At 39.4% G+C, this 22,918-nt stretch carries 20 protein-coding genes and 2 riboswitches; of the genes, 6 read left to right on the forward strand and 14 right to left on the reverse strand.

The features are described 5' to 3' along the window. From J2Y03_RS19860 to J2Y03_RS19875, 4 genes are all read right to left on the reverse strand, one after another. Positions 1-3,063: a glycoside hydrolase family 2 TIM barrel-domain containing protein gene (locus J2Y03_RS19860; protein ID WP_310197248.1), complete on the reverse strand. Its 3,063-nt coding sequence runs from the start codon at positions 3,061-3,063 to the stop codon at positions 1-3. Positions 3,064-3,085: 22 nt separating this feature from the next. Further along, entirely contained in the window at positions 3,086-3,907 is an 822-nt protein-coding gene (locus J2Y03_RS19865) for a carbohydrate ABC transporter permease (RefSeq protein ID WP_310197251.1), read from the reverse strand. Further along, complete coding sequence (locus J2Y03_RS19870) at positions 3,904-4,851, reverse strand: carbohydrate ABC transporter permease (protein ID WP_310197254.1); 948 nt, start codon at positions 4,849-4,851, stop codon at positions 3,904-3,906. The genes J2Y03_RS19865 and J2Y03_RS19870 overlap by 4 nt, the downstream gene beginning before the upstream one ends. 128 nt (positions 4,852-4,979) lie before the next feature. Then, positions 4,980-6,218 (reverse strand): ABC transporter substrate-binding protein, encoded by a 1,239-nt coding sequence (locus tag J2Y03_RS19875; RefSeq protein WP_310197256.1) that lies wholly within the window; start codon positions 6,216-6,218, stop codon positions 4,980-4,982. A 389-nt stretch (positions 6,219-6,607) separates the two neighbouring features. After that, positions 6,608-6,710, forward strand: a riboswitch (SAM riboswitch). 78 nt (positions 6,711-6,788) lie between these two features. Continuing rightward, positions 6,789-6,890, forward strand: a riboswitch (SAM riboswitch). Positions 6,891-6,978: 88 nt separating this feature from the next. Between J2Y03_RS19875 and J2Y03_RS19880 the strand changes: the two genes are divergently transcribed. The 6 genes from J2Y03_RS19880 (at position 6,979) to J2Y03_RS19905 (ending at position 13,191) form a co-directional block, all read left to right on the forward strand. Further along, positions 6,979-8,010: a methionine ABC transporter ATP-binding protein gene (locus J2Y03_RS19880; protein ID WP_310197259.1), complete on the forward strand. Its 1,032-nt coding sequence runs from the start codon at positions 6,979-6,981 to the stop codon at positions 8,008-8,010. Then, a complete protein-coding gene (locus J2Y03_RS19885) occupies positions 8,000-8,650 on the forward strand; it encodes a methionine ABC transporter permease (RefSeq protein WP_132091591.1) in 651 nt (216 codons plus the stop codon). Before J2Y03_RS19880 ends, J2Y03_RS19885 begins: the two co-directional genes overlap by 11 nt. A gap of 17 nt (positions 8,651-8,667) precedes the next feature. Further along, positions 8,668-9,498, forward strand: coding sequence for a MetQ/NlpA family ABC transporter substrate-binding protein (locus J2Y03_RS19890; protein WP_310197263.1), 831 nt, complete (start codon positions 8,668-8,670; stop codon positions 9,496-9,498). A gap of 298 nt (positions 9,499-9,796) precedes the next feature. Next, positions 9,797-11,005: a M20 family metallopeptidase gene (locus tag J2Y03_RS19895; protein WP_310197266.1), complete on the forward strand. Its 1,209-nt coding sequence runs from the start codon at positions 9,797-9,799 to the stop codon at positions 11,003-11,005. Positions 11,006-11,138: 133 nt separating this feature from the next. Further along, complete coding sequence (locus J2Y03_RS19900; RefSeq protein WP_310197269.1) at positions 11,139-12,068, forward strand: ABC transporter ATP-binding protein; 930 nt, start codon at positions 11,139-11,141, stop codon at positions 12,066-12,068. A gap of 1 nt (position 12,069) precedes the next feature. Continuing rightward, a complete protein-coding gene (locus tag J2Y03_RS19905) occupies positions 12,070-13,191 on the forward strand; it encodes an ABC transporter permease (protein WP_310197272.1) in 1,122 nt (373 codons plus the stop codon). A 371-nt stretch (positions 13,192-13,562) separates the two neighbouring features. Here J2Y03_RS19905 and J2Y03_RS19910 read toward each other — a convergent pair whose 3' ends face one another. The 10 genes from J2Y03_RS19910 to J2Y03_RS19955 form a co-directional block, all read right to left on the reverse strand. Next, a complete protein-coding gene (locus J2Y03_RS19910; RefSeq protein WP_310197274.1) occupies positions 13,563-13,763 on the reverse strand; it encodes a hypothetical protein in 201 nt (66 codons plus the stop codon). A gap of 19 nt (positions 13,764-13,782) precedes the next feature. Beyond that, complete coding sequence (locus tag J2Y03_RS19915; protein WP_310197278.1) at positions 13,783-14,637, reverse strand: MurR/RpiR family transcriptional regulator; 855 nt, start codon at positions 14,635-14,637, stop codon at positions 13,783-13,785. Beyond that, on the reverse strand, positions 14,625-15,536 hold the full coding sequence (locus J2Y03_RS19920; RefSeq protein ID WP_310197281.1) for an ROK family protein: 912 nt from the start codon (positions 15,534-15,536) through the stop codon (positions 14,625-14,627). The genes J2Y03_RS19915 and J2Y03_RS19920 overlap by 13 nt, the downstream gene beginning before the upstream one ends. Before the next feature lie 86 nt (positions 15,537-15,622). Next, on the reverse strand, positions 15,623-16,312 hold the full coding sequence (locus tag J2Y03_RS19925) for an N-acetylmannosamine-6-phosphate 2-epimerase (RefSeq protein ID WP_310197284.1): 690 nt from the start codon (positions 16,310-16,312) through the stop codon (positions 15,623-15,625). 23 nt (positions 16,313-16,335) lie between these two features. Further along, complete coding sequence (locus J2Y03_RS19930) at positions 16,336-17,178, reverse strand: carbohydrate ABC transporter permease (protein WP_310197286.1); 843 nt, start codon at positions 17,176-17,178, stop codon at positions 16,336-16,338. Positions 17,179-17,189: 11 nt separating this feature from the next. Beyond that, complete coding sequence (locus J2Y03_RS19935; RefSeq protein ID WP_310197289.1) at positions 17,190-18,065, reverse strand: carbohydrate ABC transporter permease; 876 nt, start codon at positions 18,063-18,065, stop codon at positions 17,190-17,192. A 74-nt stretch (positions 18,066-18,139) separates the two neighbouring features. Further along, a complete protein-coding gene (locus J2Y03_RS19940) occupies positions 18,140-19,534 on the reverse strand; it encodes an ABC transporter substrate-binding protein (RefSeq protein ID WP_310197293.1) in 1,395 nt (464 codons plus the stop codon). A gap of 13 nt (positions 19,535-19,547) precedes the next feature. Continuing rightward, positions 19,548-20,186 (reverse strand): GDSL-type esterase/lipase family protein, encoded by a 639-nt coding sequence (locus tag J2Y03_RS19945; protein WP_310197296.1) that lies wholly within the window; start codon positions 20,184-20,186, stop codon positions 19,548-19,550. A 2-nt stretch (positions 20,187-20,188) separates the two neighbouring features. Beyond that, a complete protein-coding gene (locus J2Y03_RS19950; RefSeq protein WP_310197298.1) occupies positions 20,189-21,100 on the reverse strand; it encodes a dihydrodipicolinate synthase family protein in 912 nt (303 codons plus the stop codon). Between the two features lie 132 nt (positions 21,101-21,232). Continuing rightward, a complete protein-coding gene (locus tag J2Y03_RS19955; protein ID WP_310197300.1) occupies positions 21,233-22,906 on the reverse strand; it encodes an FAD-binding protein in 1,674 nt (557 codons plus the stop codon). Positions 22,907-22,918 lie beyond the last annotated feature (12 nt).

The raw sequence follows: 22,918 nt of genomic DNA on the forward strand, positions 1-22,918 counted from the left end.
TTATCTAGCTCTGAAGTACTTGCTTTCTTCTACAAGATTATCTTTTTGAACGTTCCTAATTTCTAACGCGATTTCAAAGTCTTCAATGCCCACTCGGTAAGCTGGCAGTTGTTCCTCACCGCAGCTATTACTTCCAAGACCGCTTTGTCGATAATCGATGGTTAACACATTGAATGGCGACTTTTTAATTTTCCCTCGGTGCGTTGCTTCTTCTAATGCACTGGTTTCATAGTCATGGATGGTAAAATCTCTAATTTCTTTAAAATTAAAGAGAATGGACTGATTCCCCTTTGTTACCGCTAAGAAAGAGGTATCACATCTTGATCCATTTTCCTGTGGATAAACATAATCCGTGTGCATTTCCTCTACACTTGTATGGTAAAGGCCAATACTTTGGCTTCTTTTACTATCCTGATAACTTTCTGAATCGCCTTTGCCATACCATGTCACATCATTATACGCTTTGTTTAGGTGCATCGTAATTCCAATTCTCGGCAGCATTTCAGGTATTTCTTTCCCTCTAATGACTTTACTGCCTTTTAGTTGGAGATTCAATGCCCCTGTTTGCGTGATTCGATACTGGTAGAGTAGTTCAAAGCCCCATGCTTGGTTAACACTTGATAAATATTTTTTGATTTCAATAGCAACAGAGTCTTCATTCATTTGATAAGCGAAAGCAACAAATTGTTCCTTTGCATTTTTCAAGAAGTACTTATTAATCCAATCGTTCGTCTTATACATATCATTATCGATGGCAGCTCTCCACAGTGTAAGCTCAGGTCCCTTTTCAATAATCTCTTCGCCATTTAATTGGTGGGAGACAAGAACTCCATGAATTTTTGAAAAAACTGTTTTGAACGTATCATTTTCAAGAACAAGCTGTGTTTCCGTTTCATCGATTCTAATTTTCCCATGAATATCTAAGTTTTCTGGCTGTACGATTTTCTTAACCTTTGTTGCTTCAAGTAAGAAACTCTCACTGGTGATAGGATGACCAACACTAGCATAAAGTGTATTCTTCGGTTCTGAATAACTTAACTTGATGCGCACATCATCGTAATGTAAGGCTTCAGCAAGATTAATTGGCAGTGTCAATTCGATTTCATCCTGTGCGTTTATAGAAGGAAGATACATATTCTTTTCTTCTATTAGATGAGTGAATGATACCACCTTAATGTTTAACTGAATTCCTTCTAGATTTCTAAAATCATACCTGTTTTTGATTTTAACTTTTAGCTCAGAAAGGTCTGCTGCCTCAGTCACAATCGGTTCAATAACCTTTTTGTACTCAATCAGTCCAGGTGATGGTGTCCGATCCGGGAATACGAGTCCGTCAATACAGAAGTTTCCATTCGTAGGGAAATCGCCGTAATTCCCGCCATATAGATAATAGATATTTCCATCTTCATCCACACTTTCGATACCATGGTCATACCATTCCCATACGAATCCACCTTGTAAACGCGGATATTTCCTCATCACTTCTTGGTATTCTGTCAGCCCGCCAGGTCCATTTCCCATTGCATGGCCATATTCACATAAGATATGCGGCTTTTTCCCTTCGGAATCTTGCCCAATTTCTTCAAGTGCCTTTAATCTCGTGTACATGGTCGTATACATGTCACTATAGGCAGCATGACGATCTCCTTCATAATGAACCAATCTAGTAGAATCGATTGCTTTTATGGCTTGATACATGGCTGTGAAGTTTCTGCCCTGTCCGGATTCATTTCCTAAGGACCAAATAATGACGCTTGGATGATTTCGGTCCCTTTTCACCATTCTAACGGCACGATCCACATACTGCTTTTCCCATAACTCATTGTCGCTGATCCAGTTATAATTCCCAGTGTTTTCAAAACCATGGCACTCAAGATCTGCTTCATCAATTACATAGAGTCCATATTCATCACAGAGATCATAAAACACATCATTATTCGGATAATGAGCCGTTCTGACAGCATTGATATTATGTTTCTTCATTAAGAGTACATCCTGAAGCATATCCTCATAGGTAACCGTCCTGCCCAATTTAGGATTAAAATCATGACGGTTCACACCATTAAAGAAGATTCTTTTTCCGTTCAGCCTTATTTCATTATCGGTAATATCAATCGATCGGAGGCCAAATCGCAGTGGAACAAATTCAATTTCTCCACTTGCTAATGAATACTCAAGGACAGCCAGATATAAATTAGGTTCTTCTGCATTCCAAAGCAATGGATCAACCATTTTTCTTACTGCCTGGAATTCGCCTTTAATAATGTCGACAGAGAAACAATCAATCTCTTTCTCCTGTTGAAAAAGCTTCACAGTCAATTTAGTAACTTCTGTAGTTAAAAACCTACCATTTAATTTTAGCGTAAAATCTTTAAACCCTTCATCTGGAACCGTTTCAATGTACACATCTTCTAGTGTGTTTTTATTAAGTCTATATAATTCCACGCTTCTAAATATACCTGAAAGCCACCACATATCCTGATCTTCTAAGTAGGTTCCATCTGAAAACTGGTAAACTCTAACTGTAAATCTATTTTTTCCATTTCGGAGGTACTCAGTTAAATCAAACTCTGATGGCATTCTCGAGCCTTTACTATAGCCTGCATGATGGCCATTCACATAGAGATCAAAGGCTGAATCCACACCGTTAAATTTAACTATAATTTTTTCTTGTTCATTTATCTCTTCCAAATAAACTTCTTTGAAATAGATTCCTGTCGGATTATCCTGTGGCACAAATGGCGGATTAATCGGAAAAGGATACAATACATCTGTATAATGCATATTTCCATAACCCTTTAATTGCCAGCAAGACGGCACCGTGATATCATCTAAATCTGCAATATCGAATTCTTCCATTTCAAAGTTGACTGGTGAAAATTCAGGCGCTTCCAAGAACAGAAACTTCCAATCTCCATCAAGTGACGTATATCCCTTACTATTTTCTTTTTTATATTCTAATGCCTCATCCATCGCACGGTATCTGTAAAAATCAGTATGTGCCGGCATCCTATTTAGTGCCGTAAGATGGATATTTTCCCACCTCTTCATTTCACGTTGCATGTTTTTTTCCTCCGAATTATTATTACTTGATCGAGCCGCTTATTCCTTCAACAATATATTTCTGTGCAAAGGCAAAAACGATGACTGGCGGAATGATCATAACAAGCGTCATCGCCATAATGGGAATAATTTGAAGCTCATGGACACCTTGGAATGAAGCTAAACCAAGTGCCATTGTATATTTAGATTGATCATTCAAATAAATCAGTGGTCCTAAGTAGTCATTCCAAACCAAAATAATATTTAATACAGCAATCAATGTTAATGGAGCCTTCATGATCGGCAGGAAAATTTTATAAAAAATTTGGAATTCGTTTGCTCCGTCAATTCTCGCTGCATTTTCTAAATCTTTTGGAATGTTCATCAAGAACTGCCTTAGCAAAAAGATATTGTAGGCGGATCCGAAGAAAGCAGGGACAATTAATGGTTTCAATGTATTAATCCAGCCAAACATGTTGAATTCCATATAAAGTGGAATCATCGTAACGTCCCACGGAATCATCATCGTTGATAAAAGCAGCATAAAAAGTAAATTCTTATACTTAAACTCGTACCTTGCAAAGCCATACGCTACTAAGGAACAGGAGATGAGCTGACCGATAGTTGTTAACACGGTAACAATCATCGAGTTCTTAAAATAGGTTCCAAACGGCTGGCTATTCCAAGCGTCCATAAAGTTACTGAATAGTGGTATGTCAGGGATAAACTTTGGTGGAAAGCTAAATACTTCCATTTCTGATTTAAGAGCAGTAATCAAAGCCCATATAAAAGGAAAAAGGAAATAAAGAGAAAAGAGGACAAGAATGCTATACATAATGAATTTATATTTTCGCGTCATCTTCATTTTCTTTTACCTCCCTTTTTTTCCTTTTTTTCCTTTTTCACTTCAGCTTCATAAAATACCCATGCAGACGATGATTTAAAGATTAACATCGTCAATAGAAGAATGATGATAAACATAAACCAAGCATTTGCACTTGCATAGCCGAGTTCATGATGTTTAAAGGCGTTGTTATAGACAAATAGCCCATAAAAATAAGTTGATTTCAATGGTCCCCCACCAGTTAATAGCAACACTAACGTTAATTGCTGTAACGCGGCAATGACAGAAGTGATGACATTAAATAGGATCGTTGGGGTAATCGTAGGAATGGTAATACTGATGAATTGTCTAATCGGACCCGCTCCATCAATAGCAGCAGCTTCGTACATTTCGTTTGGAATTCCTTTAATATCCGTATAGAAAATCAACATCATTGTACCGACTCCCCAGGCACTAGCAATCACAATCGTTACGATTGCCCACTTTGGATCAATCAGCCAGTTCGGTCCTTCAATACCAAGTAGTGATAATATATAATTTAAAACCCCGTATTCAGAGTTAAACATCCAACCCCATATAATGGACACAGCTACACCGGAAACAACTGCCGGAAGATAGAAGATGGTCCTGAATATCTTAATTCCTTTGATAGGCTGAGTGATAAGTAAAGCCAGCACCAAAGCAACCAAGAGGTTTAGAGGAACAAATATTAGCGCAAACTTCAAAGTGATGCTGAGAGAATCATAGAACTGGGGGTCCGCCGTAAACATCTTGATAAAGTTATCGAAACCAATAAACTTTGCTTCCCCAGCAATTGGCCAATCAAACAAACTCATGATTAATGAAAAAGCTAAAGGTCCTAATGTAAATACGATAAAACCGATAATCCACGGTAATATAAATAAAAAGGGCACTCTTTTACGGACTAAGGTAAATTTCTTCTGTTTGTTTTTTTTAGTAAACATATATTTCCCTCTTAAATGGTTTGACCTGTTGAAAAATGAGATTTCCAATCCTATTGATTCATAACCTGACATTTAATAAATGAGAGTATATCAGAGTGTTCCCCCGATATACTCCTATTTACATAGCTTTACTTGACGACACTGTTTAATGCTTTTTCTGGATCAACACGTGTACTTGGATTAAATATTTGTTCAAAGACTAAGCTTAAATCGTCAGACAACTTACTCCAGTCTTCGGTTACAAAGGATGTTGGGTTATGGCCTTCACTTTGTTCTAACATTGTGTAAAAGACTTTTTTAATTGGATCTTCTTGAAGCTTTTCTGATTCAACTACACTTTTTAATACTGGTAGTTCAAATGAAAGTCGTTCTTTATTTGCTTGTTCTCCTGTCCAAAACTCCATAAATTTAAATGCAGCTTCTTTATGCTTAGAATCCTTAGACATTGCAATCCCTGAGGAACTGACAATACTTGCACTTGGTTTATCTCCAAACGATGGGATTTCAACAACACCATAGTTGATTCCAGCTTCTTTAAACGCTTCAAGATACCACGCACCATTAATAAACATACCTACTCGGTTAGTCTTGAATTCAGTGTCACCCCAGCTTTCTGCGGTGATAGCAATTTCCTCTTTCAACATGTTTTGGAACATGGTAAAGGTTTCAATTGATTTTTTTGAATTTATACTGCCATCCAATTTACCTTTACTATCAACATAAGAAGCACCATTGCCCCATAAATACATTTCGAAATCGTATGGATCCGGTTTACCTGGGAAAGCAAAACCAGTAACCTTCTTCTCTTTATCTGTTAGCTTCTTAGCTGTTTCCTGTAAATCCTCCCATGTCCAGCCAGCCTTTGGATATTCAATCCCTTTAGCATCAAATAAATCTTTATTATAGTAAACAACATGCGTCGTATAGCCTACTGGAAGACCGTAAGTTTCGCCATCAACTGCATTATAGTTCCATAAAGCTTCATAGAAATTACCTTTATACTCTTCTCCTTTATCCTTGATATACGAGTCAAGCGGTTCTAAGGCATCCTTGTATTGAGGGTAATTCCACATATACATAATATCTGGAGCGTCCTTCGCGCCAATACCAGCAGTAATTTTCGTATCATATTCACCGCCGTACGCTTCCAAGACTACTTCAATATCACTATTTTCTTTATTAAATTGATCAATTAATCCTTGTTGTAGGTCTACATCATCGCCTACATCCCATGTGGCAAACCTTAACTTAACTTTGCCATCTTCCGTTTTATCTCCATTTGTATCGGATGAACTGCAAGCAGATAAGAGCAGTGTTGCGATAATAGTAAAAAGGAAAAACAATTTTGCTTTTTTTGATACTTTCATATTATCCCTCCTAATAGTTTATAGGATTATTATAATGATAGTTTTACTAAAAGTAAAGGCTTTCATTTACAATTTTACTAAAATTAATTTCCAATATATAAATGAGTAGTGCACTTTAGGTAATGTGGATCTTAAACGTTCCAAAACCTTGATATACCAGGTTAGTAAGATCAATTCGGAACCAGACCACTAACTCAACTGCATTTAATACAGAAGAAATGCGAAGGTATTATTCTGTTTATTTTAGTAAAATATGGTTGATTGCCATTGAAATTTTAGTTTTGAAGCAATTTACCGAAAACTAAAATTATTTCGCAAAAAGTAGTTGACATATATATCTTATAGGTGTAAATTAATACACATATTAAAAAACGAATATATGAAACACCTTCTTATCAAGAGAGGTTGAGGGACTGGCCCTACGACACCTCGGCAGCAGATCCAATTGGAGACTGTGCCAAATCCAGCAAGTTGTGACTTGATAGATAAGAAGAGGCTTGATGAATTTTTCAATTCGCCCTCTTCTTATTTCCAAGAAGAGGGTTTTTATTTTTAATTGAATAATAATTTTTCTTATCAAGAGAGGTTGAGGGACTGGCCCTATGACGCCTCGGCAGCGGATCCAATTGGAGACTGTGCCAAATCCAGCAAGTGTGACTTGATAGATAAGAAGAGCTGCTAGCTTTGCTTTGCATTGGCATGCCCTCTTCTTATTTCCAAGAAGAGGGTTTTTTTATTTTTCAAAAAGGAGTGGAACACCATGATTGAATTTCAAAATCTTCAAAAGGTTTATGAAAGTGGCGGACAGCAGGTTGCTGCGTTAAATGGAATTGATTTGAAAATAAATAAGGGCGAAATTTTTGGAGTTATCGGATTCAGCGGTGCGGGTAAAAGCTCACTGATCCGTTGTGTAAACCTATTAGAGCGTCCTACATCCGGTAAGGTCATTGTTGATGGTCATGATCTCACCTCTATGTCCGTGAAAGAAGTTCGTGAGATAAAGAAAAATATCGGGATGATATTTCAACATTTTAATCTATTAAACTCAAAAACAGTTTTTGCAAACGTGGCAATGCCCCTCACGCTAGCCAAACTTCCCAAGGACGCGATCAAAAAGCGCGTTCAAGAATTACTAGAATTTGTTGGATTAGCCGACAAAGCTGACTATTATCCAGACCAGCTTTCAGGAGGACAAAAGCAGCGTGTCGGAATCGCCAGAGCATTGGCAACACAGCCATCGATCCTGCTCTGTGATGAGGCAACCTCTGCACTTGATCCGCAAACAACCAGTTCGATTTTGCAGTTACTGAAAAAGGTCAATAAAGAGTACAACATTACGATCCTAATTATCACGCACGAGATGGCGGTGATCAGAGAGATTTGCGACCGGGTTGCTGTAATTGAAGCGGGAAAAATCATTGAAGAAGGCTCAGTGTTTGATGTCTTTTCAGCACCGAAAACACAGACAGCAAAGAATTTTGTCAGTACGGTCATGAATGATCAGCTGCCTGATTCTATAAAGGAAATCATTCAAAAGCACGATGGGATGCAAAGAGTTTTCCGAATCAATTTTGTCGGCAGTACAGCAGGTCAGCCGTTATTATCCGAACTGGCTAAACAATTTGATATTCATATCAATGTCTTGTTCGGCAATATTACCGAACTTCAAGGAACTCCCTTCGGAAACCTCATTGTCGAGTTTATAGGGTCTGACAAAGAAGTGATTCGTGCATTAACGTATATCAACCAGAAGAATATCAGCATAAAGGAAGTGGCAGCACATGCTAGTTAATTCAGAGCAAATCATTTCAGCCTTAATTGAAACCATTCAAATGGTAGCCTTCTCGCTCTTGTTCTCTACTATTCTTGGTTTGCCGCTGGGGATTTTACTAGTAGTAACACGAAAAGGCCATCTGCTTCAAAATTTGCCGTTCTTTACCGTCTTGAATGGAATCATAAACATTTTCCGTTCTGTACCGTTCATTATTTTACTAGTGGCGATGATTCCGGTCACAAGGTTGATTGTCGGTACATCAATTGGAACGGCCGCAGCAGTAGTCCCATTGGTATTCTATTGTGGTCCCTATATTGCAAGATTGATAGAAAATTCTTTGCTAGAAGTGGATCCAGGTGTCATTGAAGCAGCGGAGGCAATGGGGGCAACCCCAGGGCAAATCATTTTCAAATTTCTAATTCCTGAAGCACTTAGCTCACTTGTTTTAGCCCTTACGATTGCCACCATCGGTTTAGTTGGAGCATCGGCGATGGCAGGAGCGGTTGGTGGCGGCGGGATTGGAGATTTAGCCATTACCTATGGCTACCAGCGTTTTGATACAGTCACGATGATCATTACAGTATTAATTCTGATTGTAATGGTTCAAGGCCTACAGTCATTAGGAAATATAGCAGCAAAAAAAATCAGACGAAGATAACTTAGGAGGAAATCAACATGAAAAAACTTTTATTATCAATTATTGTACTTGCATTGGTGATTATTGGCGCTGGTTGCGCTGAGAAAACATCAGAGGGTAAAGAATCAACTACCGTTAAACTTGGAGTTAGCGGAACCGATACACGCATTTGGGATTTTGTAGCGAAAAAGGCTGAAAAAGAGGGAATCAATATCGAGATCGTTCCATTCTCAGATTACGTTGCTCCCAATACTGCTCTTGCGGAAGGCGAACTCGATGTAAATGCATTCCAAACTGTTGCTTATTTTGATGTTTTTATTAAAGAACACAAATTGGACCTAGTACCAATTGCAACTACTGTCCTTGCCCCAATGGGAATTTACTCTGAAAAACACAAGGATGTTAAAGACATTCCGGATGGAGCAAAAATTGCCCTTCCGAACGATGCATCCAATCAAGGCCGGGCATTATTACTTCTTCAAGAAGCTGGACTCATTGAATTACCTGAAGATTTTGATGCAAATGGCGATCTTAATCAAATTAAAAAGAACCCGAAAAACTTTGAATTTATCCCAATGGTACCAGCGCAAACACCAAGAGCATTGCCAGACGTTGCCGCTTCTTTGATCAATAACGGGGTTGCCGGTGATGCAGGTCTTAGCCCTCTAGAAGATGCGATTTTTGTTGAAAGTGAAACAGCTACCCCTTACCTTAATATTATTGCGGTTCAAGCAAAAGACAAAGAAAACAAAACATATAAGAGAGTAGCAGAACTTTACCAATCAGAAGATACAGCAAAATTTATTGAAGACGAGTACAAAGGCAACCTGATCCCAACATTCGTACCATTAAGCAATATTGGCTGGTAACAAGAAAAGCGGAAGCGCCCTGGCCAGCGGCGTATGGCCTCCTCGAAAAAGCTAACGCTTTTCCTTCGTGCGAAGCCTAAGCTGCCAAAGCGTTCCTTGTGGAGCGCTCCAACTGAGATAAAGGAAACACGAAGAGCCGGAGGCGCATTCGTGCTTGACTTATCGTAGGGCGGAGAGCGAAGGACACTAGCCGCTAGGGCGCTGGAGCTGGACAGTAATCTAGGTTCAAAAACTTGTACTTATCTTACGAGAAAAGCGCAAGCGCCTTATCCAAAGATAATAAGGAGGCAGAAAAACAATGACAACAAAAACAGTAGCTTCATTAAAAGAAGCAATTATTCAAAATGTAGAAAACAATAAAGAGCTTTACCTTTCAACAAGCCACCAAATCCATGCAAAGCCTGAGATCGGGAACGAAGAATTTTTTGCCTCTTCCCTTTTAACCGACATTCTTGTCAAAGAAGGTTTTGAAGTGGAAAAGGCTGTGGCTGGTCATGAAACGTCTTTTGTTGCTCGAAAAAAGTCAGATAAACCAGGTCCCTCCATCGCCTTCCTAGCGGAATATGATGCACTGCCAGGTTTGGGACATGCATGCGGTCATAATATTATTGGTACAACCAGCGTTGCTGCTGCGATTGCACTAAGCAAGGTTTTAGACGAAACAGGTGGAGAAGCAGTTGTGTTTGGAACTCCTGCTGAAGAAGGCGGTCCGAACGGCAGTGCCAAAGGAAGCTTTGTCAAACATGGATTAGTAGAAGGAATAGACGCCGCCATCATGATTCATCCGAATGGTGAGACTCGCTTAACCAGCACCTCACTTGCTGTTGATCCACTGGACTTTGAATTTATCGGCAAGCCGGCACATGCCGCCGCTTCCCCGCATGAAGGAATCAATGCTTTAGATGCAGTGATTCAGCTATTTAATGGAATCAATGCCTTACGACAACAACTAAGAGATGATGTACGCATCCATGGAATCATCACACATGGCGGCGACGCACCGAACATTATCCCTGAATATGCAAAAGCTCGATTTTTCATCCGTGCTGCTACTCGATCTGGTTTAAACGAAGTGACACGACGGGTAAAAGCTGTCGCAGAAGGAGCGGCATTAGCTACTGGTGCAACGCTGAATGTCATCGCTTTTCAAAATGAAGTCGATAATCTTCTATTAAATAGACGTTATGATAGTGTTTTCAAGGAAGTCGTTGAAGAACTAGGTGAAACCGTAGTAGTTGAAGGGGACAAAGGCATCGGTTCAACGGATGCAGGAAACATCAGCCAAGTCGTCCCAACTATACATCCATATATTAAAATTGGAGCAAGTGACCTTGTTGCCCACACTGTACCGTTTAGAGAGGCCGCTGCTTCCTCAAGAGGCGATCAAGCCCTTATTACAGGTGCAAAAGCATTGGCACTAACCGCATTAAAGCTAATTACAGATGAAGACACATTAGCTCAAATAAAAGAAGAATTCAAAGAAAGAAAAGCAGCAGAATCAATTTAAATAGAAGAAAACGTAAATGCCCAGCGGAGTAATTTGTCGCTGGGTGTTTTTATGAAAGTTCGAATGATTTCCTGATTCAGAACATATACAACTACAGGGTAATTTCATGTATCAAGGAAAGGCAGGAGAATAAATGAAGGTTTTAGAAGTAACACACCTACAAAAATCATTCGGAGCGATTCGTGCTGTACAGGACATTAGCTTTTCGGTAGAAGCTGGCGAAGTATTTACGATTATCGGACCAAACGGTGCCGGAAAAACGACCACGCTAGAAATGATTGAAGGCTTGGTTACACCCGATCATGGAGAAATCCATTTCGGTGATATGAACTGGGGTAACCATGCAGTAGCCATTAAGATGAAAATCGGCGTACAACCACAATCTAGCGCCATGTTCGACTTATTAACACCTGAGGAAAATCTAGATCTTTTTGCTACCTTTTATGATAAGGCTCGGCCAACGGAGGAAATCCTTGAACTGATAAATCTAACCGAACATCGAAAAAACCAAGTGAAAAAGCTTTCTGGCGGTCAGCGCCAGCGACTGGCCATTGGACTTGCGATGATTAGCGATCCCGACATTATCTTCCTCGATGAACCTACTACTGGTCTGGACCCTCAGGCGCGCCGGCATATTTGGGATATTATCCTTGAGCTAAAGAAATTAGGTAAAACCACGATTCTAACGACACATTATATGGAAGAAGCTGAAAAACTTAGTGACCGGGTCTGTATTGTCGATCAAGGTAACATCGTGACCATCGATACGCCTTCAGCCCTTATTGAAAAACTAACAAAAGAACGAGAAGTACGGTTAGCCTTCCTCGATGGTGAAGAGGCAGCAAAAGTTGCGGATGTTTTTGCGAACCAGCTTGACTCCGTCTCCCGTACCGAGCGTGATGGTTCGACCTTAAAGCTGTGGACCATCAAGCCAGAGGATACCCTGTTGGACTTGTTTAAATTCACAAAGGAAAAGGAATACCAGGTTGAACAGGTCTCCATCCGCGAGATGAGTCTCGAAGATGTATTTATTGCTTTTACAGGGAAGGAATGGAGGGATTAACTTGAGCAATTTCAAACAGTTTAAAAAAATGTTTTCGGCACAATTAAAATTGACACTTCGTGAAAAACAAGCATGGTTTTGGGGGATATTTTTCCCCGTTATTTTAATGGTCATCTTTATGGTGATTTTTAGCGGCAGTTCCGATGACGAATTTCAATCTGAAATTGCGATTGTAGCAGATAATCCAAATCCTGTTTCAGAAATGCTGTTAACCCAAATAGATCAACTTCCTATTCTTGATGTAAAATCGGGCGAACCGGTTAGTCGCAACACTGCCGAACAATGGGTTAAAGATCAAGAAGTGGATGCGGCCATCGTCTTGCCTGAATCTGCTGAGGACACTTCTTTCGTACTAGTCGTAAACAAAGAAGATGAACAAGGAGTAACAACCCAAGCCCTATCAGCGATTCTTGATAAAATTGTTCAGCAGGCAAACCTATCTGCTGTTGGTGCAACCCCGACCTATGACATTCAATTTGAATCGGTTACAGCTAGTACGAATGAATTGAACTATACTGATTTTCTGTTGACCGGGATGATCGCCTTATCGATCGCACAGGGTGGCATGTTCGGAATGGTTGACTTAGTGGAGATGCGTCGCAAAGGATTAATCAAAAGGCTTAGAATGACACCTGCAAAAATGGGGATTTTCGGCCTAAGCGATATGGTCATGCGGCTGTTATTTAGCATCGTTCAGATTCTGCTATTGTCACTCATTGGTGTATTTATCTTTGGCGCAAGCCTCTACATCAATTTTTTCAGCCTGACGATCGTCTTTTTAATCGGTGCACTTTCCTTTAATGCACTTGGTTACTTAATTTCTTCCTTTAGTCAGACACAAAATGCTTATATGGGAGTAGCAAACATTGTCAGCTTCCTCATGATGTTTTTAAGCGGCGTCTTCTTTCCTATTGAAACCATGCCGGATTGGCTGCAGCCAGTATCAAATATCCTGCCGCTCACCTATTTTGCCGAAGGCTTACGTGACAGCATGGTTTATGAGACAGGTATATTCTCAAGTACATTGTGGTTTGGAATCGGGGTATTAGTCATCTGGGGAGCCATTACCTTTTTACTTGGATCTTGGTTGTATAAAAGGAAATCGATTGTTGCTACTAGGTAATGAATGAACAAAATCGCTAAAGCGACATTAATCACATCCCAGGTGAAGGTTATTCCATTGGGATATTTCTCGCTCGACGCATTATGCCATTACAAAGATAACTATATCGGCAAAAGGAGTCCCATCTGTCTTAATATTAACCCAATGCAAAGGGGTCTGCCCTCACATTCCCACAACTGGAATTGTAAGGGCAGACCCCTTTTAGGCAGCCTCGTTACAGCTATTTTTCAATTACGGAATTAGCTGTCAGTTAAAATATGGTTTAAAGGCAGCCGTGAAATTTCGCACCAATAGCTTATAGCTTTCAGCATTCGGATGCAGGTCATCCGGTAACAAGTGTTTGTACTCAGCACTCATAATATCTAATCCATTTACATAGGAAATGTGACAGAAGAGTTGGTTTCAAATGTTATTCTAACGCCAGCAGGGGCTTCCGCATGGCCATCAAGAAGATTAGGAGTAAAAAAATCCTTGTCATTATAATCGATTCTCCATGGTTTAATGAACTCATCATATCTTTCCAGTGATAAAGCCCCTAATATTGTTTGAGAATCCAAGGTAATTGGCTGCATTTTCTCCCACCTTTCTAATCTACAGCATTTTTTCAATTACAGACTTAGCAGTGCTTTCTTTATTAAGAAGCGATTCTTTATAGGTTCTATTAAAATATTCAGCATAAAGAAGATCCAATAGATATAGTTGAGATAGCTTTGCTGATAAACTTCCTCCTTGCAGCGGACCTTCATTTGCTCCGCAAAGCAAAGTAATATCTGAATAACTTGTCAAAGGCGATTTGGCAAATCGCGTAATCGAAACGATTTTTGCTCCTTTTTCCTTTGCCACTTTTGCTACTTCAATTGTATCTTTTGTCGAGCCTGAATAAGAAATAAGTACAGCTACATCCTTCTCTGTCATTAAGGCAGCGGACATAATCTGTAGATGCGAATCAATCGAACATTCCGTTTTGTTCGTGATTCTCATAAACTTATTCTTCGCTTCCATAGCCGTCATTAAGGAAGAACCTACTCCAAAAAATTGGATTCTTTCTGCAACTATCATACTGTCGATTGCTCTAGAAATATCTTTCTCGTTAATAAGGTTAAAGGTATCAGTAAGCGCACTGATATTCGTATTCAATATTTTCGAAGAAAGTTCTGCAATTGTATCTTGCAAGGTGATTTCACCTGAAATCTGTGAAGTATCATCATCAAGTGAAAGACTGTGTGCTAGAGCAATTTTAAATTCTTGATATCCTTTTAACTTCATCGTTTTACAAAATCGAAAAACACTAGACTCTCCTACGTTACATGCATCTGCGAGATCAGTAATCGACAAGTAAATAACATCTTTAATATTTTCAAGAATGTAATCTGCCACTTTTTTTTCCGTATTTGTAAATTCATTGTACCTTGAACGAATAAGTGAAAATATATCTACCTTTGCCATTCGGCCCCCTCCTCGTTCACGCTTCGCAAATGAAGTGAAACAGCACCAAGGATGCCCGCTTTATTTCCTAGTGAGGCTTTGATAATTTTTACGTCAATAAAGCTGTCCATGATTAATTCTTTTACTTTAGCAGAAACCATTTCTACTAAAAAGGCTTGCTCCATGATGCCACCGCCAACAACAATGGCCGGAGGGTTGAAAATATGAATTAATGACGTTAATCCCAACGCTACTTCCTCTACCCAATCCTTGAGTACATTTAACAGGGCAGCATTTTCTTGCTCGATTTTCTTAAAAATTTCTTTCCCATTCACACAGTCCTGGTCAAGCTCGAGAGCCTTTCGTACTAATGCAGTGGTGGAAGCATATGTTTCATAGCAGCCTCTTTTGCCACAATTGCAGTGATTGCCTCTAGGATGGGTAATAATATGGCCAAATTCAGCTGCAACCCCATTATTCCCTTTGTACAGTTTCGAGTCTATGATGATCGCCCCGCCGATTCCTGTTCCATACGTCAGACACAGGAAATCGGTAAACTCCCGGCCTGCTCCAAAATATTTTTCACCACGTGCGGCTGCATTGACATCGTTTTCCACTTTGACAGGAACATTAAATTTTTCCTCTAAAATACTTTTTAATTTGGTTCCGGTATAATTGGGAATATTTTCATTGGCATAAATAATGTACCCTTCTTCGCTATCCACCTGCCCAGCAGTACTAATCCCGATTGCATCAAAATCTTCAAATTCAGAAATAATCTGTATCAGTTTTTCTACAATATAAGGTCCGCCTTTTTTACTCTCCGTATCATATTCTTTAAAAACCTCTATATTTCCATTTTCATCGGAGAGGCCTAGCTTTATGGATGTCCCTCCAATATCGACAGCTACTATTTTCACTTTCTCCACCCTCTATCAATCTACATTTAGAGAGATAAATCCCAAGAGAGCCTCGAGGGATTTATTTCTGAAAAAAATTTTCTCCATTATTGAATAACATTGACAAACCTTTTCGTAATTTCCATCGGCCGGGTAATGGCGGTTCCCACCACCGCGGTATAAACGCCAACATCAAATACTGTCTTTAGTTCCTCAGGAGTCCAAATACCACCTTCAGCAATAACTGGAATCGGCAAATCCCTTACTAGCTTTTCGATTAAAACCGTGTCAGGCAATGCCGTTCCTTTCGTGTAATCCGTATAGCCGCTTAAGGTTGTACCAACACAGTCAAAGCCAAGTTTATAGGCTGTTAGACCTTCCTCATAAGTAGAACAATCTGCCATAAACAGCTGATCTTTATACTTTTCTCTTATTAACGGGAATACCTCTTCGATGGTCTTGCCGTCGGGTCTGATTCTTTTCGTTGCATCCAGTGCGATGATATCGACACCTTCCTGATAGAGAAGATCAATTTCTTCCATCGTTGGGGTGATAAACACATCCGACCCTTCAAGGACGTTTTTAATAATTCCGATAATCGGCAAATCAACCGTCTTCTTGATTTCCTTTATATCTTCAACACTATTGGCACGAATGCCGCTTGCTCCGCCAAGCTTGGCCGCATACGCCATTCTTCCCATAATATAAGGGCTGTGAAGCGGCTCCTCAGGAAGCGCTTGACATGAGACAATTAACTTTCCTTTAAGCTGTTCAAAAATTTTATCCTTATTATTCATATAAAGCATCTCCAAGTCGAATTTTATCCCTTTTCTGCCCCAATTGCCAAGCCTTTAGTAAAGTATTTTTGGAAAAAGATGAAGATTAAAAGCATTGGAACTGCAGCAACCGTGGCTCCAGCCATTTTGTAAGCAAAGTTTGGATTTAAGTCCTGCATTAATGACGCGATACCGACCATTAACGTTTTGGAATTCGCATCCTGTCCGACAACTAACTGCCAGAGATAATCGTTCCATACTTGAACAAAATTTAAAATAAACAATGCTCCAATACCCGGTTTCACAATTGGCATGATAATTTTATAGAAGGTATAAAACTCTCCTGCTCCATCAATTCTAGCTGCTTCTCGTAAAGAATCCGGTATAGCGTCAAAGAATCCTTTAAGCAAGAATACGCCAAAAGCAGTGGCAACATTCGGCCAAATCATGCCATTAAGTGAATTTACCATGCCAAAGTCTTGAATAATTCTAAACAAAGGAACAATCATAACCTCTTTTGGAATCATCAAGCTAGAAATAAAAATGATGTAAATAAAATTTTTCCCTTTAAACTTAAGTTTTGAAAAGGCATAAGCTGCCATGGAACTGAACACGATGACCGCAATCGTCGTGATAAGTGATACCATGATGCTATTTAATGTCCATTTTAAGGCCGGCTGGTTTTGAAACACATCCACATAGTTACTGAAGGTCATTGTTTTCGGGAACCAATCCGGCGGCATTTTGATAACATCTGAGCTATTTTTCAATGAACTGGTAAATAACCAATAAAGAGGAAATAGGTTTAAGATGGCAAAGAAAACAATTATCACATTGGCAATGACATCAACCTTTTCTCTCTTTCTTTTATTTTTATTTTTTATCATGTCCTGTCACCTCACTCCTTCTTAAACATGGCTCTTAATTGCGGAACTGATAATACTAATGTAATTAAGAACATAATGACACCAACTGCAGACGCAATACCAAGCTGATTAAACTTAAAGGCATTATTATATAAGAACCACATCAGCGTATTGGATGAATTGTTTGGCCCGCCGCCCGTTAAGAGCTGAATGACAACGAAAATCTTTAAAACAGCAATAATATTCATGATGATAATGTATATGGTCGTAGGCTTGACCAGTGGAATCAGGATTTTAAAGATGATCGTCATTCTGCTGGCCCCATCCACTTCTGCTGCTTCGAACAGTTCCTTAGGAACCCCTATCATTGAGGCTATATATAAAATGATCGCTTGACCAACATTAGTTGCAAAGGTTACGAAAATAATGACCGGTAAAACTGTTTTAGGATTACCCAAAAAATTAATCGTTGACATTTCCATCTGCTGTGCGATATAAGGAATAAGACCATTTGCCGGGTTTAGCAAAAAGCTCCAAATCATACTCATAACAACCATTGATACCATTACAGGGATATAGTAGGCCCCTCTAATAAATGAAACATATTTAGCATTTTTATCAAAAATAGCCGCAGATACGAATAGAGCAAAAATAACAGTTAATGCTACGATACAAATAACAAAAAAGACAGTATTAAAAGTAGCTTTAATAAAAACCGGGTTTTGAAATAATTTTTCATAGTTTTCAAAACCAACAAAAACTTCATTTGTATAATTGATTCTGTATAAGCTTAGGCGAATACCTTCAATTATCGGATAAACGAGGAATACTAGAAACAGGATTAACTGTGGAGCAATAAACATGTATCCCGTCAGATTTTCTTTTAAAACATGCTTGTTGAACTTCATAAAAATCCTTAACCTTTCTTAAATTAAAGCCCCAGGTTTCGGGGCTTTAATTATTGATATTGTAATGCTAAAGGTTATTTAATTACTGAATTTTCTCTTGAATCTTTAATGACTTGGTTACCATTCTTTTGATAATCTTTCATAGCTTGTTCAGGTGACTTCTGGCCAGTAAAGATAGCTTGAAGCTCAGGATATAGAATTTGTCTTAACTCGGCATAGCCCGGAACGCTGCCTGTAAAGTTGAACAAGTATTGAGCATTTTTGTCGTACGCTTCGAATAATGGGTTTTGTGATTTGAACTCATCTGCTACTGAAGTTCTTACAGGAACACCATTTTTAGATGCTTTGACTAGCTCAGGGTCAGTTGAGAAGAACTTAACAAAATCCTTACTTACTTTAATTCTCGTTTCGTCTTGTGTGTTAAATACAGCTGCGCCGGATACATAAGTGAATGTTAATGGGTCGCCACTTTCAGATGGAATGTTGGCAAGTCTGATATCAAACTTAGGTGCCTTACCTTCATCCATTTCAATTTTTGTGTTGTTAAACAATACAGAATTAGTGAAAGCAATGGCAATTTTTTGGTTCTTAAACATAGCTAGTACGTCGTTTGAAGAAACAGATTCGGCACCAGGGTTTGTTAAGCCAGCGTCATACGTTTTCTTTAACCATTCTGCCGCTTTCGCACCTTTGGCATCATCAAGAACAATATTGCCTTTTTTGTCAAAGAACTGATTGCCAAACATTCTTAAATAAGCAAGGTTCCAAGTGTCACCTTGGTTATTAAGTGCGTACAGCCCCATTGGATAAGCATTTGAATATTTGTCTTTCGGCAAATCACTCTTAAGTGTATTTAAGATTGTTTCGTATTCATCCAATGTCCAGGTCTTAATTTCGTTCTCACCGCCGATATACTGTTCAAGACCAGCCGCCTTGAGCATCTCAGCATTGTAAGCTAATGTTCCCGGCATATGGGAGAATGGGTAGAAGTAGGTATCCTCGCCAAAGGTAACACTTTCCCAGTAATTTTGAGCGATATCATTCTTAGAAGCGTCGTCGACAATATCATTTAACGGTACTAGAGCACCGCGATGTGCGTAGTCACCCATTGCAAATGTATTTTCAAAGAAGATATCTGGCGGGGTGCCGCCGTTTAATTTAACGTTTAACAATTCATCCCGTTGATCGCTGGCAATAACTTCGACATTTACCTTTACATCATAATCTTTATATTCTTTAGAGAATTCTTCTGCTGCATGCTTGAAGAAACTGTCATAGTCAGCCCCTTGTTCTGTTGCATCCATTACACCCTTCCATTGTGGTGTTAACATCAGGGACAATTCCACAGTCTTTTTGTCTTTTGAACCTCCGGCCGGCTTACTTGAATCTTTATCTGAACATCCAGCCAATAAAGCTGAAACTGCCAATACACCGGTTAAAGCGGTTGCTAGAAAACGCTTTCTTATCATACGTTTCTCTCCCCTATAAAATATTTTTTAATTTATTGTAGACAATTTCTGCAAGAAGCTTGTGACCTTCCTCATCGAGATGCATAAAATCAATCATATTCATCGGAACGGTTCCTTTGGTATCCAGGAATTCTGTTTTTTGAATTCCCATGAGGTCTTCCAAATGGGTTGAAAGCTCCGCTGATTTGATGTCACAGCCTTTACCCATTGATTTTCCCACTTCCGTTTCGTAGTACTCTTTACCAATCGGAGGCGGTGCAACAACTAGTACTTTAGGAAATGCTCCTTTTAAACCAGCGGGTGTGTTCTTAGCTTTTTGAGAGATTCTTGCAATTCCTTGTGCGATGTTAAAGGAAGTTAAACTGAACCTTTCCTTCGTATCATTTGTGCCAAGCATGATAATAACCAGCTCAAGCGGTGCATGACTCATTAAACACGGATGAAGATAGTGAAAGCCATTTAACCCTTCAAAAAGCGGGTCGTCCACTACAGCGGTTCTTCCTGAAAGTCCTTCTTCCACAACCTGAAACTCTTCACCCAAACGATCAGCCAAGAGGCTTGTCCATCTGACACCTTCGGGGAATCTTTCCAATGATTTGGCATCGAATCCCCAAGTGTTAGAATCACCAAAGCAAACGATTCTTCTTTTCATGTTTACATCTCATATTTACGAATAGCGTTATCAATCATATCTCTAATTTCTTCTACCTTGTTTAAATCCTCACCGGTTACTGGCTCTAGCGGCCCTCTGACACTTCCAATGTTAACGCCTCGTAATTTAAGAAGCTCTTTAATCGTTGAATACATATGGCCATTTAGGGAACATAAAGCAATAATGATATCGTTAATGTCCCGCTGAATGTTTCTCGCTTGTTCAAAATTCCCTGTTGCGACAAACTCTTCAGCTTTTAAAAGCAACTCCGGCATGGCCGCATACGTTCCGCCAATCCCACTGTCAGCGCCAATTAATCTTCCGGATACATACTGTTCATCAGGACCATTAAAGACGATAAAGTCTTCTCCTGCTGCTGCCTTAAATCGTTCAATATCCATGACTGGCATTGATGAATTCTTAACGCCGATTACTTTCTTATTTTCGATTAGCCTCTTAAAAGTAGAGACTGTGAGATTGTACCCTGTTGTCTGAGGGATGTTGTAAATAATAAATGGCAGTTCCGTTGACTCCATTATTTCCGTCCAATACTTAATAACAGAGCTGTCAGGCAACTTAAAGTAGATTGGAGGAATGGCTGATAACGCATCATAGCCCAGTTCTTCCGCATATTTAGCTAAAGTGACACTTTCTCTTGTTGATGGTGCACCAACATGAGCAATTAACGTAAGTTTTCCTTTAAGAGCCTCGGCAACATATTTTAATGTCGCTTTTCTTTCCTCAAGGTTTTGATAGATACATTCTCCTGAACTACCACCAACATATAAACCTTTAACACCTTTCTCAAAAAGATAGTTACATAGATCTTTTGTTCTACTTTCTGAAACCTCTCCTGCATCATCATAGCAAGCATAAAATGCTGGAATAATCCCCTTATACTTTTCTAAATTCATGTGTATCCCCACCTGAGTGATATTTTGTTAACGTTTACAAAAAAAATATATCATACTATTTTAATAGTGTAAACAATTTTCTTCACTTTTAAATTTTATGAAAAAAATTTCCACTTTTTTCAGAGAGAGAAATTATTTTCTTAATTCAAAGTCCAATTTCATTTCCCCATTATTTAGCAATATTAATAATCTTTTGTTATAGAATTCATTCTCGGCTGGATAGTCTTCCCGATAATGCGCTCCTCTGCTTTCTTTTCTTTCCAGCATCGCCTTTAAAAGTAGGCTGGAAAGGATCAGGAAGTTTCTTGCCTTGAAGGCACTTTTTCTTTCTGCTACTTGATTTACGAAATACTCCATGCTAAAGGCGGACTTCATTTCCTCTATTTTTTCCAAAGCGATTAGAAGATTTTTTTCATCGCGAATGACATTACCGCGGAACCACATGATTTCTCTCACTGCCTCCATTACGTCGTGCGGAGTTAAGGAGTCCTCTGTATTAGCTGAAAAAGAATGAATAATTTGAGAAATTTTGATATTTTCTGGTTGTGAATTGACTTTTACCAGATTGACACTTTCTACGAATTCCAGACAATCCTGTGCCGCTCTTTTTCCAAACACCATACACGCCCCGGTTGAATTTCCTCCTAGCCTATTAGCACCTTCAATGCCGCCGGCTAATTCCCCGATTGCATAAAGCCCGGGCACACCGGTCCGGCCATAGCTGTCTACCTTGACACCACCATTGCTGGCATGAGCAAACGGAGCAATTTTCATTGTATCCCTAACTAGATTAATTCCCCGTTCTTCTAACCAGTTCAAATAAATGGTGTAGAAATCAGTTGCATTCTTATAAATTTCCGCATCATAAATCAGCTCGAAGCCCTCTTCACTTTTCGTACTGAGAATTTCTTTCATCATAGCGATATCAAAATATTTAGATGGCAAAGAATTCGTGAACGGCCCATGGGTACTGCGGACCTTAAAGCACTCTTCCTTCGAAAGCCCTTCAGGAAGCACCCCATCTAATATGCTGTTTCCGGATGCATTGACAAAATCCTCGCAATAATTTAAGGTATGCTCGCCCCATAGTGTCTTGTATTTTGGCGAGGTAAAGCCCGGAATAAACTGTATGAACTCCATATTAACAAGGCTTGCGCCGGCTTCAAGCGCCAGAATATGTCCTGAACCATCGACATCATTCGGGTTCAGATTATGCTTATAAATATTCCCAAAACCGCCAGTAGCGAGGATCACGGCTTTAGAGTTAATCATAATAAAATCATTGTTTCTGTCCAGAAGAATGGCACCGGAAATTCTCTCGCCCTGCTTTAATAAGGAAACAACGGCCGTTCTTTCCATTAGGGAAATATTCGGATAGTTCTCCATTATTTCCGATACATTTTCCCTGATTTTATTCCAGTCCTTCAGCATGTATATCGTTCTGCCATGGTTGGCAAAACAGGCTTTGCGGTCATCGGAAAGCTTATACGGCTCAATTCCAATTTCCGGAAACTCCTCGACCCTGTCCCGTATCTCGTCAATATAAATTTTCGCCATTTCCCGGTCCTGCATATTATGGCTGACCGCGTCGATATCCTCTAAAAACACAGTCTTATCTTCATCGTTTTTTGTTACCTGAGTACCTAAAGAAGCCTTTAAAGGAAAAAAACTGGAACCAGAACATAGCTGTGTTTTTGTGGACATTATGATGTTTTGGCCAGCCTTGGCAAGCTCCATGCTGACCTTAAGTCCAGCAATGCCGCTGCCAACGACCAATACATCTGTTGTGATAATTTCTTTGATCATTTGTGCGCACAT

This window comes from Neobacillus niacini, from assembly GCF_031457145.1.
GTDB classification, from domain to species: domain Bacteria; phylum Bacillota; class Bacilli; order Bacillales; family Cytobacillaceae; genus Neobacillus; species Neobacillus niacini_J.